This window comes from Pseudomonas mucoides (assembly GCF_015461845.1).
GTDB classification, from domain to species: Bacteria; Pseudomonadota; Gammaproteobacteria; order Pseudomonadales; family Pseudomonadaceae; genus Aquipseudomonas; species Aquipseudomonas mucoides.
Map to the genome: position 1 here is coordinate 182,785 of NZ_JACOPW010000007.1, position 14,456 is coordinate 197,240.

13 protein-coding genes and 1 other RNA gene are annotated in these 14,456 nt (G+C 58.7%); 10 read left to right on the plus strand and 4 right to left on the minus strand.

Features of this window, described 5'->3' with window-relative positions; translation table 11 throughout:
* Positions 1–52: 52 nt before the first annotated feature.
* The 3 genes from H8F22_RS25725 to H8F22_RS25735 are packed head-to-tail and all read right to left on the minus strand — an operon-like array spanning position 53 to position 2,205.
* Positions 53–367, minus strand: a complete 315-nt coding sequence (locus H8F22_RS25725; protein ID WP_059181641.1) for an RnfH family protein — start codon at positions 365–367, stop codon at positions 53–55.
* Positions 360–794 carry a type II toxin-antitoxin system RatA family toxin gene (locus H8F22_RS25730; RefSeq protein ID WP_027924446.1) on the minus strand — a complete coding sequence of 145 codons (435 nt, stop codon included), beginning with the start codon at positions 792–794 and terminating at the stop codon, positions 360–362. The genes H8F22_RS25725 and H8F22_RS25730 overlap by 8 nt, the downstream gene beginning before the upstream one ends.
* A gap of 7 nt (positions 795–801) precedes the next feature.
* Positions 802–2,205: a sodium-dependent transporter gene (locus H8F22_RS25735; RefSeq protein ID WP_027924445.1), complete on the minus strand. Its 1,404-nt coding sequence runs from the start codon at positions 2,203–2,205 to the stop codon at positions 802–804.
* Positions 2,206–2,323: 118 nt separating this feature from the next.
* Between H8F22_RS25735 and smpB the strand changes: the two genes are divergently transcribed.
* Entirely contained in the window at positions 2,324–2,806 is a 483-nt protein-coding gene (gene smpB / locus H8F22_RS25740) for an SsrA-binding protein SmpB (RefSeq protein ID WP_027924444.1), read from the plus strand.
* Between the two features lie 51 nt (positions 2,807–2,857).
* On the opposite strand, the gene H8F22_RS25745 is transcribed toward smpB, so the two are convergent.
* Positions 2,858–3,625 carry a GntR family transcriptional regulator gene (locus H8F22_RS25745; protein WP_027924443.1) on the minus strand — a complete coding sequence of 256 codons (768 nt, stop codon included), beginning with the start codon at positions 3,623–3,625 and terminating at the stop codon, positions 2,858–2,860.
* A gap of 263 nt (positions 3,626–3,888) precedes the next feature.
* Here H8F22_RS25745 and H8F22_RS25750 point away from each other — a divergent pair, with 263 nt between their 5' ends.
* The 9 genes from H8F22_RS25750 to H8F22_RS25790 all read left to right on the plus strand — a co-directional run bounded on the left by H8F22_RS25750 (position 3,889) and on the right by H8F22_RS25790 (position 14,404).
* The gene (locus H8F22_RS25750; protein WP_027924442.1) at positions 3,889–5,583 is read left to right on the plus strand and encodes a lactate permease LctP family transporter; all 1,695 of its coding nucleotides are present in this window, start codon (positions 3,889–3,891) and stop codon (positions 5,581–5,583) included.
* A gap of 152 nt (positions 5,584–5,735) precedes the next feature.
* Positions 5,736–6,560, plus strand: a complete 825-nt coding sequence (locus tag H8F22_RS25755) for a (Fe-S)-binding protein (RefSeq protein WP_027924441.1) — start codon at positions 5,736–5,738, stop codon at positions 6,558–6,560.
* Positions 6,557–8,011 carry a LutB/LldF family L-lactate oxidation iron-sulfur protein gene (locus H8F22_RS25760; RefSeq protein WP_194940822.1) on the plus strand — a complete coding sequence of 485 codons (1,455 nt, stop codon included), beginning with the start codon at positions 6,557–6,559 and terminating at the stop codon, positions 8,009–8,011. Before H8F22_RS25755 ends, H8F22_RS25760 begins: the two co-directional genes overlap by 4 nt.
* Entirely contained in the window at positions 8,011–8,682 is a 672-nt protein-coding gene (locus tag H8F22_RS25765; protein WP_194940823.1) for a LutC/YkgG family protein, read from the plus strand. The genes H8F22_RS25760 and H8F22_RS25765 overlap by 1 nt, the downstream gene beginning before the upstream one ends.
* Positions 8,679–11,489, plus strand: a complete 2,811-nt coding sequence (locus H8F22_RS25770; RefSeq protein ID WP_059181644.1) for an FAD-binding and (Fe-S)-binding domain-containing protein — start codon at positions 8,679–8,681, stop codon at positions 11,487–11,489. The genes H8F22_RS25765 and H8F22_RS25770 overlap by 4 nt, the downstream gene beginning before the upstream one ends.
* Positions 11,490–11,686: 197 nt before the next feature.
* Positions 11,687–11,962 carry a hypothetical protein gene (locus H8F22_RS25775; RefSeq protein WP_194940824.1) on the plus strand — a complete coding sequence of 92 codons (276 nt, stop codon included), beginning with the start codon at positions 11,687–11,689 and terminating at the stop codon, positions 11,960–11,962.
* A 234-nt stretch (positions 11,963–12,196) separates the two neighbouring features.
* Positions 12,197–12,448, plus strand: coding sequence for a hypothetical protein (locus tag H8F22_RS25780; protein ID WP_027924436.1), 252 nt, complete (start codon positions 12,197–12,199; stop codon positions 12,446–12,448).
* Positions 12,449–12,562: 114 nt separating this feature from the next.
* Positions 12,563–12,960: a transfer-messenger RNA gene (ssrA, locus tag H8F22_RS25785) on the plus strand.
* Between the two features lie 187 nt (positions 12,961–13,147).
* Positions 13,148–14,404 (plus strand): integrase domain-containing protein, encoded by a 1,257-nt coding sequence (locus tag H8F22_RS25790; RefSeq protein WP_194940825.1) that lies wholly within the window; start codon positions 13,148–13,150, stop codon positions 14,402–14,404.
* Positions 14,405–14,456: the final 52 nt, after the last annotated feature.

Below are 14,456 nucleotides of genomic sequence, written 5' to 3' on the forward strand. Positions count from 1 at the left end.
GCAATAAAAAACCCGGAATCTCCGGGTTTTTTATTGCCTGGCGTTTCGTGAATCACTGATTCCGCGCTTTGGCCTCGGCTGCCTTGGCGGCACGCAAGCGACGAACCTCCTTGGGATCCACCAGCAATGGCCGGTAAATCTCGATCCGATCACCCGCATGAACCGGATGCACATCAGGGTCGGCAATGACCTTGCCGAATATACCCACCGGGCAAGTGCCCAGATCCAGCTCCGGAAACTGCGCACCTACCGCTGATTTGCGCAACGCCTCGCGCACCGACGCGCCGTCAGGCACAGCGACCGTCAGCAATACCTGACGATCAGCCGCGGCATACACCACTTCGACCTCAATCACCGACTCAACCATGAATCTGCTTGGCGCGCTGGCAGAACGCGTCCACCAGCGTGTTGGCCGCCTGATTGAACAACGGCCCCAACGTCGCGCGAACAATCGGTCCGGCATAGTCGAACGACAGATCCAGACTGATTTTGCAGGCCTTATCCGTCAGCGGCTTGAACACCCAGATACCGTGCAACTGAGTGAAAGGCCCCTCTTCAAGGTTCATCTCGATCGACTGCCCGGGCACCAACGTGTTCCGAGTAACGAAATGCTGGCTCAAACCGCCTTTGGCCACCCCGACGCTGGCGCGCATGTGCTCCGGCGAGCTTTCCAGGACTTCGGCTGCCGAACACCACGGCAAAAACTCGGGATAACGCGCTACGTCGTTGACCAGGTCATACAGCGCCTGCGCCGGGTACGGCAGCAGGGCCGAGCGTTGAATATGCGTCGTCATGTCAGCGTCACTTCCACAGCTGGGCGGCAAACACTACAAGAATGCCGATGGGCGCCACATAGCGCATCAAGAACAGGGACAGGCCAAACAGTATCGGGCTGCGGATCGACAACTCGTCGCGCACCGCTTCACGCCCCATGATCCAGCCTGCAAACACCACGAAACACAAACCGCCGAGTGGCAACATGATCCGCGAGGTGAAAAAGTCGATCACACCAAAGAAGTCCAGGCCGCCGGCCGCGCCCCATTGGTAGAGGTGGAACATCCCGCCTTCGTTCACGAAAAACTTGGCTTGCTTCCAGATATTGAAGGAAAACACGGTGCCCAGACCAACGAACCAGCAGGTAAACGCCAGCCAGAACGTGACCCAGGCGCGGCTGACCTTGGTGCGTTCAACCAGATACGCGACCATCGGCTCGAGCAGCGAAATCGCCGAACTCCAGGCTGCAACCGCGACCAGCACGAAGAACACTACGCCCATCAACTGGCCAAACACTACGTTACCAAAGGCAAAAGGCAGGCTGACGAACATCAGGCCAGGGCCTTCGCTCGGGTTCAGGCCCGCAGCGAACACAATCGGAAACAATGCCAGACCGGCCACCAGCGAAACGAACGTATCGAGCAGTGCCACGCCAACCACGGTGCCGGAAATCGACGAGTTCTTCGGCATATAAGCGCCGTAGATCATGATTGAACCAACGCCCACGCTCAGCGAGAAGAACGCATGGCCCATGGCGGGCAGCAAGCCGTCGAGGACTTTTTCCGGGTGGAAGTCGAACATGAAATGCACGCCCTCCATGAAATGCCCGGTGGTCATGCTGTAACCCAGCAGCACGATGATCATCACAAACAGCAGCGGCATCATGATCCGCAAGCTGCGCTCAAGCCCGGCGACCACGCCTTTGGCGATCACCACGGCAGACAGCAGCATGAAAATCGTGTGCCAAAGTGTCAGGCGCCACGGGTCGGCGATCACATTACCGAAGTACGCGCCGACTTGGTCAGGCGTCACACCCTGGAAGTCACCACGGCCCATGTCGATGATGTAATCCAGCGACCAGCCGCCGACCACACTATAGAAAGACAGGATCAGCAACGCCGTGATCATCCCGGCGAAGGCGCCCCAGGACCACTTGCCCGAATGCCCCGCCTCCAGCGCCAGCACCTTCAAGGCATTGGCCGGACTTTGCCGGGCACGACGGCCGATCAGGGTTTCGGCCAGCATGACCGGTACGCCGATCAGCGCGATACAGGCCAGGAACATCAGCACGAAAGCGCCGCCGCCGTAAACGCCAACCATGTACGGGAATTTCCAGATACTACCCAGGCCCACGGCCGAACCGGTCGCGGCGAGTATGAAGACCCAGCGGCTAGCCCAACTGCCGTGGACAGAAACCTTGTCTGTCGACATCGTTATCACGCCCAAGCGTTCAAAAAAGAGGCCGCATTGTCCGGGATTCAATCAACCTGCTCAAGCACGTAGCGATACCGTAGCCGACTTGCTTGCAACTCCCTATAATGCCGCCCCTATGGCTAAACAGAAGAAACACCCAACAGGGACCATCGCGCAAAACAAAAAGGCGCGACACGATTACTTCATCGAGCATAAGTTCGAGGCTGGTCTGGTCCTGGCCGGCTGGGAAGTAAAAAGTCTGCGGGCAAGCAAGCTGCAACTGGTCGACAGTTACGTGCTGCTCAAGGATGGCGAAGCCTGGCTGCTTGGCAGCCACATCACGCCGCTGATGACGGCCAGCACGCACGTCATCGCTGATCCGACCCGTACCCGCAAATTGCTGCTCAACCGCCGCGAGCTGGAAAAGCTGGCGGCCGCGGTGCAGCAAAAAGGCTATGCCTGCGTGTGCCTGTCCTGGTACTGGAGCAAGCACATGGTCAAGTGCGAGATCGCACTGGGCAAGGGCAAGAAGGAATACGACAAGCGTGATACCGAACGCGAACGCGACGCCGGTCGTGAACTGGCCCGTGCGGTGCGCAACAAGGGCAAGGAAGATTAACTTCCTACCCTGATCATTCCCACGCTCTGCGTGGGAATGATCGTTTGCTGACTACATCCCCTTGCGCCGCTCCGCCCGAGCCATGCGCTGCACTTCCTGACGCACCTCTTCCAGCACTTCCTGCACATACAAAATATGGCGACTGGAAACTTCCCGCGCCTGCTCCGCCCGCCCTTCGATAATCGCCATGTACAACTCCCGATGCTGCGTGATCAGCATGTCGCGGGTTTCCGTGCGCTGCTTGTACATGCCGCCAATGTTGGTCACCACGTTGCGCTTGAGCAGGTCGAACAACCCGCGAATCGTGTGCAGCAGCACCGCGTTATGACTGGCTTCCGCAATGGCCAGGTGGAAACTGGCGTCCGCCGCGCCCTCTTCGGCCCGACTCACGTCGTCATGACGCGAATAACAGTCCTGGAGCACCTCAAACGCTGCCGTCAGCCGCTCGCGATCGACATCGGTGGCGCGCAAAGCCGCGTAATAAGCGCATGACGCTTCCAGGGTATGACGAAATTCCAGCAGATCGCGCTGCGCCTCGGGGTTGTTTTCCAGCAGATGCAGCAATGGATCGCTGAAGGTCGACCCCAGCGAATCGACGACATAATTGCCACCGCCCTGACGACTGACCAGCAAGCCCTTGGCTGCCAGTTTCTGAATCGCCTCGCGCAACGAAGGGCGTGACACGCCGAACTGCTCGGCCAGTGCACGTTCGGCCGGCAAGCGCTCACCGGACTTCAGCGTGCCTTCAAGGATCATCCCCTCGAGCCGCTCGACAATATCGTCAGACAAACGGCGCTGACGTATCTGATCAAACCCCATAACTCACTTCTCCACGATCCCGACCGCTCGCCGGGCTCTCTATTCTGGCCTATTGGCGCGGCGTCAGCACCTGCCAGGAAGACGCTCGATCAAGCCGGTCAGCGGCATTACACACGGCGTATTCGACAAAAGTTTTAGGGCGGCAAATTGACACACCGCACAGAAGGCTTTTACCCTAGCCAACAGCGATTGTAAATTGGTATTACCAATTAACCAAGAACGCTGCCCAGTGCCTGACCAACAACAATTAGGGGCCACCCCATATGCAAACCTGGCAACAGCTCTACACCCCGCTCGGCAGTCTCGGCATCTCCGCCCTCGCGGCCGTCATCCCCATCGTATTTTTCTTCCTGGCGTTGGCGGTGTTCCGCCTCAAAGGCCATGTGGCCGGCAGCATCACCTTGGCGTTGTCGATTGCCGTGGCGATCTTTGCCTTCCAGATGCCGGTCGACATGGCGTTCGCCGCCGCCGGTTATGGCTTCGCCTACGGTCTGTGGCCCATTGCCTGGATCATCGTGGCGGCTGTGTTCCTGTACAAACTGACGGTCAAGAGCGGTCAGTTCGAAGTGATCCGTAGCTCGGTACTGTCGATCACCGACGACCAGCGCTTGCAGGTGTTGCTGATCGGGTTCTGCTTCGGTGCATTCCTCGAAGGCGCTGCCGGTTTCGGTGCACCGGTGGCGATTACCGCTGCCCTGCTCGTCGGCCTGGGCTTCAATCCGCTGTACGCGGCCGGCCTGTGCCTGATCGCCAACACCGCGCCCGTCGCATTCGGCGCCTTGGGGATCCCGATCATCGTGGCCGGGCAAGTGACCGGTATCGACGCGTTCAAGATCGGCGCCATGACCGGTCGCCAGCTGCCGCTGCTGTCGCTGTTCGTGCCGTTCTGGCTGGTGTTCATGATGGACGGCATGCGCGGCGTGAAGGAAACCTGGCCTGCCGCGCTGGTGGCCGGCTTGAGCTTCGCCATCACCCAATACTTCACATCCAACTTCATTGGCCCGGAACTGCCGGACATCACCTCGGCCCTGGTCAGCCTGATTTCCCTGACCCTGTTCCTGAAAGTCTGGCAGCCGAAACGCGCCGCCGGCCAACACATTGCCGGTGCCGTCTCGGCGTCCGTGGTGACCGCCAGCGTCGGTGGTTTCGGTCAGCCGCGCACCACCGTGGCCTCGCCGTATAGCCTCGGTGAAATCTTCAAAGCCTGGTCGCCATTCCTGATCCTCACCGTACTCGTCACCATCTGGACCCTGAAGCCGTTCAAGGCGATGTTCGCGGCCGGCGGTTCGATGTACAGCTGGGTGTTCAACTTCGCCATCCCGCACCTGGATCAAATGGTGATCAAGGTGGCACCGATCGTGGCGGCCCCGACGGCCATCCCGGCAGTGTTCAAGCTCGACCCGATTTCCGCGACCGGCACGGCGATTTTCTTCTCTGCGCTGATCTCGATGCTGGTGCTGAAGATCAATTTCAAAACTGGTCTGACCACTTTTAAAGAGACCTTCTACGAACTGCGCTGGCCGATCCTGTCCATCGGCATGGTGCTGGCGTTCGCCTTCGTCACCAACTACTCCGGCATGTCGTCGACCATGGCGCTGGTGTTGGCAGCGACGGGCGCAGCGTTCCCGTTCTTCTCGCCGTTCCTCGGCTGGCTGGGCGTGTTCCTGACCGGTTCCGACACCTCGTCCAACGCCCTGTTCAGTTCGTTGCAAGCGACCACCGCACACCAGATCGGTGTCAGCGATGTGTTGCTGGTGGCGGCAAACACCAGCGGCGGCGTGACCGGCAAGATGATCTCGCCACAATCGATCGCCGTGGCCTGCGCCGCAACCGGCTTGGTGGGCAAGGAATCGGATCTGTTCCGCTTCACCCTCAAGCACAGCCTATTCTTTGCAACGATAGTCGGCTTGATCACCCTGGCTCAGGCCTATTGGTTCACCGGCATGCTGGTGCACTAAGTACTACAGGTTAAAACGCAAAAACCGACGCCGGACCACGATTCCGGCGTCAGCAATTCACAACCCGGTCTGCAAGGCTGCTGAAAGCTTCCCGCTCTATATTCAGCAGCCTCAGCGGACGGATAACCGGGACTCACCCGGAGACACGCCTGATGAGCGAGCTTTTTTACAACGCTGTGCCGAACGCGACCCGCGTCGCCCCGCCACTGCCCGAGCCTCGGCAATACCCCAGCGAGAAACCGTCACGGGTGTACCTGTTCGGGACTTGCGTAGTGGACTTGTTCTACCCGGAAGCCGGGATGGACGCGATCCACTTGCTGGAACGCGAAGGCATTCGTGTCGAGTACCCACAAGGGCAAAGCTGCTGCGGACAACCCGCCTACACTTCGGGTTACACCGAGCAGGCAAGGACCGTGGCGCGTTCGCAACTGGCGCTGTTCGCCGGAGATTTTCCGGTGGTGGTGCCGTCGGGATCGTGTGCCGGGATGTTGCGCGAACACTATGCCGACTTGTTCAAGGACGAGCCGGACACGTTGAAGCAAGTCCAGGCGCTCGCCGCCCGGACGTACGAACTGGCCGAGTTCCTGCTGTTTGTCTGCAAGGTGCAGCTCAAGGACAGCGGTGAGCCGGTCAAAGTGGCGTTGCACACATCATGCTCGGCACGCCGGGAAATGAACACCCACCTGCACGGTCGCGAGTTATTGGCGCAATTGAGCAACGTGGAGCGGGTCAATCACGACCACGAAAGCGAATGTTGTGGCTTCGGTGGGACGTTCAGCGTCCGTATGCCAGACATTTCCGGCGCGATGGTGGCGGACAAGACCCGGTCGTTGAAGGAATCTGGCGCGCACAAGGTACTCAGTGCCGACTGCGGTTGCCTGATGAACATCAACGGCTCGCTGGAGAAACAGCAGGAAGCATTGCGCGGCCAGCACCTGGCCAGTTTCCTCTGGCAGCGAACCGGAGGTGCCCGATGAGCACTTCCACGATTATTCCGACGGTCAGCGTCGACGAAGATTTTCGTGCCCGGGCTCACAAGGCGTTGGACGACAAGCAACTGCGAAACAACTTTCGCACTGCGATGGATTCACTGATGACAAAACGGGCAGCGTCCTTCAGCGATGCCCACGAAAGAGAACATTTGCGATCGCTGGGCAATGCTGTCCGCGCCCGTACGTTATCCAAGTTGCCCGATTTGCTCGAGCAGCTTGAACAGAACCTGACCCGCAACGGTGTGACAGTGCACTGGGCGGAAACGGTGGACGAAGCCAATGGCATCGTCCTCTCGATCATCCGCGCTCACGAGGGGCGGCAAGTGATCAAGGGCAAATCGATGGTCAGCGAAGAGATGGAGATGAATCATTTCCTCGCTGATCAAGGCATTGAATGCCTGGAATCGGACATGGGCGAGTACATCGTCCAGCTCGACCACGAGAAGCCTTCACACATTATTATGCCGGCGATCCACAAGAATGCCGGTCAGGTCGCGTCCTTGTTCCACGACAAACTTGGCGTGGAATACACAAAGGACGTTGACCAACTCATTCAGATCGGTCGCAGAGTCTTGCGGCAGAAATTCTTCGAAGCGGACATCGGCGTCTCCGGTGTCAACTTCGCCGTGGCCGAAACCGGCACCCTGTTGCTGGTGGAAAACGAAGGCAACGGGCGCATGACCACGTCGGTGCCACCGGTGCACATCGCCGTGACCGGTATCGAAAAAGTCGTGGAAAACCTGCGCGACGTGGTGCCGTTGCTGTCACTGCTGACCCGCTCGGCGCTGGGCATTCCGATCACCACCTACGTCAACATGATCTCCGGGCCGCGCAAGGCGCATGAACTCGACGGTCCTCAGGAAGTGCACCTGGTCTTGCTCGACAACGGTCGCAGCCAGGCATTTGCCGACAGCGAACTGCGCCAGACCCTGAACTGCATCCGCTGCGGCGCCTGTATGAATCATTGCCCGGTCTACACCCGAATCGGCGGCCACGCCTATGGGGAGGTTTACCCTGGGCCTATCGGAAAAATCATCACGCCGCACATGGTCGGCCTGGCGAAAGTCCCGGACCACCCCAGCGCCTCATCGCTTTGTGGTGCGTGTGGCGAGGTCTGCCCGGTAAAAATCCCGATCCCTGCATTGCTGCGTCGCCTGCGGGAAGAGAACGTCAAAGCCCCGAACAGCCCGCATCAAGTCATGCGCGGCCAAGGCAGCAAGTATTCGCGCAAAGAACGGTTCATCTGGAATGCCTGGGCGAAGCTCAACAGTTCGCCGACGTTGTATCGGCTGTTCGTTTTCTTCGCCACACGGCTGCGCGCGCTCACGCCGAACCATATCGGCCCGTGGACGCAGAACCACAGCGCCCCCAAACCCGCCGCCCGCTCACTGCACGACATGGCCCGCGAGCATTTGGCCAAACAGGGAGACCGTTGATGAGCGCCAGACAAAACATCCTCGCCAAGTTACGGAAAAGTCTGACCGGCACTACGCCGGTGCCTGACGAGTTCGACGTCGAACTGGTGACAGCGCCCTACACCTACACCGCTGAACAACGCATTCCGCAGCTGCGCAAATTGATGGAAGCGGTGCACACCGAAATCCACCTGACATCGGGCGAAGGCTGGCCTTCGCTGCTGGCCCGGTTGTTACAGGATCGTCAGTTGCCCAGCCTGTTGATCGCGCCGACTACACCTCACGGGGAACACATCACTCAGCATTGGGCGAAAAATCCGGGGCTGCCGGCGCTCAAAGCCTACGACCGCCCGATTGAAGAATGGAAAGCCGAGTTGTTCAACGAGACTCCGGCCAGCCTCACCGGCACCCTTGGCGCAATCGCGGCCACCGGTAGCCTGATTCTGTGGCCGACGCGGGAAGAGCCGCGCCTGATGAGCCTGGTGCCACCGGTGCATTTCGCCCTGCTCAAGGCCAGTGAAATTCGCGACAACTTCTATCAGGTGCAGCAGGAATTCAACTGGGCCCACGGCATGCCGACCAACGCCTTGCTGGTGTCCGGCCCGTCGAAAACCGCCGACATTGAACAGATCCTCGCCTACGGCGCGCACGGTCCGAAAGACCTTGTCGTGTTGATCCTGGAGGACCAATGAGTCTACCGGCGGCTTTCCTTAGAGATGCACAGCAACTGATCCCCCAAGCGCGACGTTTCGACGACCCGCTGTCGACATTGGCCTTCGGCACTGATGCCAGTTTCTATCGGCTGATTCCGCAACTGGTAATTCGCGTCGAGTCCGAAGATGAAGTGGTGGCGCTGCTCAAACTGGCGCAACGGGATCAGGTCCCGGTGACCTTCCGCGCCGCCGGCACCAGCCTGTCTGGCCAGGCTATCAGCGATTCGGTGCTGATCGTGTTGGGGGATAACTGGAACGGTCGCGAGATTCGTGGCCAAGGTACGCAAATCCGCCTGCAACCGGGCGTGATCGGCGCACAAGCCAACGCCTGGCTGGCCCCGTTCGGACGCAAGATCGGCCCGGACCCGGCCTCGATCAACGCCTGTAAAATTGGCGGCATCGTCGCCAACAACGCCAGCGGCATGTGTTGCGGCACGGCGCAGAATACTTATCACACGCTGGCCGGCATTCGGCTGGTGCTGGCCGATGGCAGCCGCCTCGATACCGAAGACGCGGCCAGTGTGGCGGCGTTTCGACAAAGCCACGCCCCGTTGCTTGAACGTCTGGCCACGTTGGGCCGCGAGACGCGCGCCAACGCCGAACTGGCGGCAAGAATCCGCCACAAATACCGTCTGAAAAATACCACCGGCCTGTCACTCAATGCCTTGGTGGATTTCGACGAGCCTGTGGATATCTTGAGCCACTTGCTGGTGGGCTCCGAAGGGACCCTCGGCTTTATCAGCGCGGTGACTTACGACACGGTGATCGATCACCCGAACAAGGCCTCGGCGCTGATCGTGTTCCCGGACGTGGAAACCTGCTGCAACGCCGTGACCGTACTGAAAAGCCAACCGGTGTCGGCCGTGGAACTGCTGGACCGTCGCAGCCTGCGCTCGGTACAGGACAAACCCGGCATGCCCGCTTTCGTACAACAGCTGTCGAACAATGCTTGCGCGCTGCTGATCGAATCCCGCGCCGCATCGTCCACTTTGCTGCAGGAACAACTGGCGCAGATCATGGCGTCGCTGACCTCGTTCCCCATGGAAAAACAGGTCGACTTCACCGAAGACCCGGTGGAAAACGCCCGCCTCTGGGCGATCCGCAAAGACACCTTCCCCGCCGTCGGCGCCGTGCGCAAAACCGGCACCACGGTGATCATCGAAGACGTGACCTTCCCGGTGGAACAACTGGCCATCGGCGTCAATCGCCTGATCGAGCTGTTCGACAAACATCACTACGACGAAGCGATCCTTTTCGGACACGCACTGGAAGGCAATCTGCACTTCGTCTTCACCCAAGGCTTCAACAACCCGGAAGAAGTCGCACGCTATCAGGCGTTCATGGACGACGTGGCGCAGTTGGTGGCGGTGGAATTCGGTGGCTCGCTAAAGGCCGAACACGGCACCGGGCGCAACATGGCGCCCTTCGTCGAACTGGAATGGGGCAGCGATGCCTACCAGTTGATGTGGCAGCTCAAACGCCTGCTCGACCCCAATGGCATTCTCAATCCGGACGTGGTGCTCAGCGAAGATCCACAGATCCACCTCAAGCACCTGAAACCGTTGCCGGCCGCCGATGAGATTGTGGATAAGTGCATCGAGTGCGGTTTCTGCGAGCCGGTGTGCCCGTCGAAAGGCCTGACCCTGAGCCCGCGTCAGCGCATCGTGATCTGGCGGGATATTCAGGCGAAAAAACGCGCAGGCGTTGATACCACCGAACTCGAAGCCGCTTACGAATATCAAGGCATCGACACCTGCGCGGCCACCGGTCTTTGTGCGCAACGCTGCCCTGTCGGCATCAATACCGGCGAGCTGGTGAAAAAACTCCGCAGCCGCAACGCAACGCGTACGAAAACCGCCAACTGGCTGGAAGGCAATTTCGCCACGGCACTGCAAGGTGCGCGTTTCACCCTGCACGTTGCCAATGGCGCACGGATGCTGCTGGGAGCGCCACGCCTGGCGAAGCTGTCGGCGACGCTGACGAAGCTGTCCAAAGGGCAGGTCCCGCAGTGGACCAACGCCATGCCGCAGCCGGAAAAAGCCATTCGCTTCAGCCCGACCGTGTCGGACGAACGCCCTCGGGTGGTGTACCTGGCGGCGTGTGTGTCGCGAGTCATGGGCCCGGCGGCGGGTGATAAAGAGCAGATGTCGCTGTACGACAAAACCCGTGGACTGCTGGAAAAAGCCGGTTACCAAGTGGTCTTCCCGGACAATCAGGACAACCTCTGCTGTGGCCAGCCATTCGCCTCAAAAGGTTACGCCGAACAGGCCGAACACAAACGCCAGGAACTGATCGGCGCCTTGCTGCACGCCAGTCGCGGCGGGCTCGACCCGATTTACTGCGACACCAGCCCCTGCACGCTGCGGCTGGTTCAGGACCTGGGCGACGTTCGACTGGACCTGTACGACCCGGTGCGATTCATCCGTACGCATTTGATGGATCGCCTGGATTTCACACCGCAGGAAGCGCCGATTGCCGTACACGTCACGTGCAGTACCCAGCACCTTGGCGAGAGCCAGGCGTTGATTGATCTGGCGCGCAAGTGCAGCAAAACCGTGGTCATTCCTGAAGGGATTCACTGCTGCGGGTTTGCCGGTGACAAGGGTTTCACCACGCCGGAACTGAACGCTCATTCGCTAAGAACGCTCAAGGACGCGGTGCAGCAGTGCAGCGAGGGGATTTCCACCAGCCGCACCTGTGAGATCGGGCTGTCGCAACATGGCGGCATTGATTACCACGGGCTAGTCTATCTGGTGGACCGCGTTACCCAGGCTAGGGCGACCTGAGCAAGACCTCAAGGAAGGCGCATTCAAGCGCTTTTTTTAGTGTTTCTTGCCAGAACCGACAGCAGTACAGCAAAAATTTAGAACCCTGACGTGCCGCCGCAGTCCACTGATCAAGTCCCGCAAAAGTGGGACCTTCCCAACACTCGGCAGCCCGTCCTGATGGTCAGAATGACTGGCCTCAGTTCAAGGAGATACACATGAAACGTTCTGTACTGTTTGGTCTGTTCGTTACTGCCTCACTGCTGGCTTCCCCCTCGTTTGCCGCCGAAAAAGATCTATGCGCGGTCAATCTGCAAACCATCGAAAACGCACAGGCACAGATTCCTGCGGAGATGGCTGACCAGGTAGCGGACTCCGTCAAGCAAGCCCAAGCGGACCATGCAAAAGGCACCAAGGAAGGTACTGACGCTTGCATCGCCGAGACCAATGACACCATCAAGATGATCAAGGACGCGAACAAAGGCGGGAAGTAACCCGGCTCTGGGCCGACCTTCGGGTTGGCACGCTGGCTCTAACCGATACACATCCAAAACCCGCCAATTGCGGGTTTTGGTGCATTTGGGGTTTGATAATCCCTTATAGCGCCATTGCTTCCATCAGTCAGTTTTTCCATAGCTTTTTTTGCACAAACCGAATTACTGTGCCGCGCCGTAGTCTTTTAGATAAGCCCATCAATCGTGGCTGACTATCCGCTCGAGGAGATACCCATGAAACGTACCGCACTCGCTGGTCTGTTCATTTGCGCTGCAATGTTGGCCTCTCCGGTATTTGCTGCGGACAACAACCTGTGTACGAGCAAGCTGCAAGAGCTCGAAGCCAAAGTGAATTCGCTGCCAGCGACCGCCACCAATGCGCCGGAGATCAAAAGACTGTTGGCCAGCGCCAAAGCGTCACAAGCCGCCAAAGATGACAAAAAATGCGCCACCGAGGCCAGTCAGGCATTGGCGATGGCCAATTGAACAACGAACCAACCCATGATCAATCGAAGCCCACCTTGCGGGTGGCCTTCTGAAGCGTGTTGGCGTACACTGCACAGGCCTGTTGCTCACTTTGATTCACCGAGTAGCAGGCTCGGGGCCGTTTAGGATTCGACGCCGGTTGCGAAACTTTAGGTGCATGCCGAGTTGGTAACAGAACTCGTAAATCCACTGTTGCAACTACTTATAGTTGCCAATGACGAAACCTACGGCCAGGAATTCTCTCTCGCTGCGTAAGCAGCTTTAGATCCTGAGCTTCTGGTACCTTCGGGTCCAGCAATCACCAGGGGATGTCTGTAAACCCAAAGTGATTGTCATATAGAACAGAATCGCCGTGCAGTACGTTGTGGACGAAGCGGCTAAAACTTACACAACTCGCCCAAAGCACCCTGCCCTTCGGGTCGCTGAGGGTTAACTTAATAGAAACGGCTACGCATGTAGTACCGACAGCGGAGTACTGGCGGACGGGGGTTCAAATCCCCCCGGCTCCACCACTTCATCATCTAAAGACGTCCACGGACGTCTTTTTTTGTGCCTGAAATCCAGTAAATACGGGGATATCAGGGCTGCGGGGGGCTTTCCAGGTTTTTTAAGTTCCAGGCGATTTGGTATTCCCAATGGTATTCCCGGCTACCCGGCGCTAATCTTGGGAATACCAAAAGGTGTCATGGAGTACTTCTCATGTGCGCTCAAACTACCCGCCTCTCCGACCGCCAGCTCAAGGCGGTCAAACCGAAAGACAAGGATTACGTCCTCACGGATGGCGACGGGCTCCAGCTGCGAGTCAGAGTCAATCGCTCGATGCAGTGGAATTTCAACTACAGGCATCCCGTAACGAAGAATCGAATCAACATGGCACTCGGCTCTTATCCCGAGGTTTCTCTTGCGCAAGCGAGGAAGAAAACCGTTGAGGCCAGAGAGCTGCTTGCACAGGGCATCGACCCAAAAGCTCAGCGCAATGAGCTGCAGGAAGCCAAACGAGCGGAAACGGAACACACCTTCGAGAACGTGGCAACCGCCTGGTTCGAGCTGAAGAAGGATTCCGTCACGCCGGCGTATGCCGAAGACATTTGGCGCTCCCTCACACTGCATGTTTTTCCGAGCATGAAATCAACGCCTCTCTCGGAAGTCAGCGCCCCAATGGTCATCAAGCTCCTTCGTCCGATTGAGGCCAAAGGCAGCCTTGAGACAGTTAAGCGAGTGAGCCAGCGCCTTAACGAGATCATGACCTACGGGGTCAACTCCGGAATGATCTTTGCCAACCCTCTCAGCGGCATTCGAGCGGTCTTCAAGAAACCCAAGAAAGAGAACATGGCCGCGCTACCAGCTGATGAGCTTCCCGAGCTCATGATCGAAATCGCGAATGCCGCCATCAAAAGAACGACCCGCTGCCTGATCGAATGGCAGCTGCACACCATGACACGTCCTGCCGAAGCGGCGACTACCCGATGGGCAGACATCGACTTCGACAAGCGCATCTGGACCATTCCACCGGAGCGCATGAAAAAGCGTCGCCCGCACACCATCCCGTTGTCCGACCAGGCACTCGTGCTGCTGGAGACACTTAAGCCCCACAGTGGACACAGGGAATACGTGTTCCCGGCAGACAGAAATCCGCGTACCCACGCCAACAGCCAGACTGCCAACATGGCGTTGAAACGCATGGGCTTCCGGGACCGTTTGGTCAGCCACGGCATGCGCTCTATGGCCAGCACCATCCTGAACGAGCATGGCTGGGATCCGGAGCTGATCGAAGTCGCCCTTGCCCATGTCGACAAGGATGAAGTTCGAAGCGCCTACAACAGGGCGGACTACATCGAGCGCCGGCGCCCAATGATGGCTTGGTGGAGTGAGCACATTCAGAAGGCAGCTAGCGGCAATTTGTCAGTCTGCGCTATCCAAAAAAATCCGGATCGCAAGGTCGTTTCAATACGTTGATCAATGCGCTAAGGCAGACCTTTCAAGCAGCACTTTTGCGTCCTCTAAAGGA

Coding starts and splice junctions, on each gene's coding strand:
- H8F22_RS25750 (WP_027924442.1), top strand. CDS start 3,889: ATGCAAACCTGGCAACAGCTCTACACCCCGCTCGGCAGTCTCGGCATC.
- H8F22_RS25780 (WP_027924436.1), top strand. CDS start 12,197: ATGAAACGTACCGCACTCGCTGGTCTGTTCATTTGCGCTGCAATGTTG.
- H8F22_RS25755 (WP_027924441.1), top strand. CDS start 5,736: ATGAGCGAGCTTTTTTACAACGCTGTGCCGAACGCGACCCGCGTCGCC.
- H8F22_RS25725 (WP_059181641.1), bottom strand. CDS start 367: ATGGTTGAGTCGGTGATTGAGGTCGAAGTGGTGTATGCCGCGGCTGAT.
- H8F22_RS25775 (WP_194940824.1), top strand. CDS start 11,687: ATGAAACGTTCTGTACTGTTTGGTCTGTTCGTTACTGCCTCACTGCTG.
- H8F22_RS25790 (WP_194940825.1), top strand. CDS start 13,148: ATGTGCGCTCAAACTACCCGCCTCTCCGACCGCCAGCTCAAGGCGGTC.
- H8F22_RS25745 (WP_027924443.1), bottom strand. CDS start 3,625: ATGGGGTTTGATCAGATACGTCAGCGCCGTTTGTCTGACGATATTGTC.
- H8F22_RS25760 (WP_194940822.1), top strand. CDS start 6,557: ATGAGCACTTCCACGATTATTCCGACGGTCAGCGTCGACGAAGATTTT.
- H8F22_RS25735 (WP_027924445.1), bottom strand. CDS start 2,205: ATGTCGACAGACAAGGTTTCTGTCCACGGCAGTTGGGCTAGCCGCTGG.
- H8F22_RS25765 (WP_194940823.1), top strand. CDS start 8,011: ATGAGCGCCAGACAAAACATCCTCGCCAAGTTACGGAAAAGTCTGACC.
- smpB (WP_027924444.1), top strand. CDS start 2,324: ATGGCTAAACAGAAGAAACACCCAACAGGGACCATCGCGCAAAACAAA.
- H8F22_RS25730 (WP_027924446.1), bottom strand. CDS start 794: ATGACGACGCATATTCAACGCTCGGCCCTGCTGCCGTACCCGGCGCAG.
- H8F22_RS25770 (WP_059181644.1), top strand. CDS start 8,679: ATGAGTCTACCGGCGGCTTTCCTTAGAGATGCACAGCAACTGATCCCC.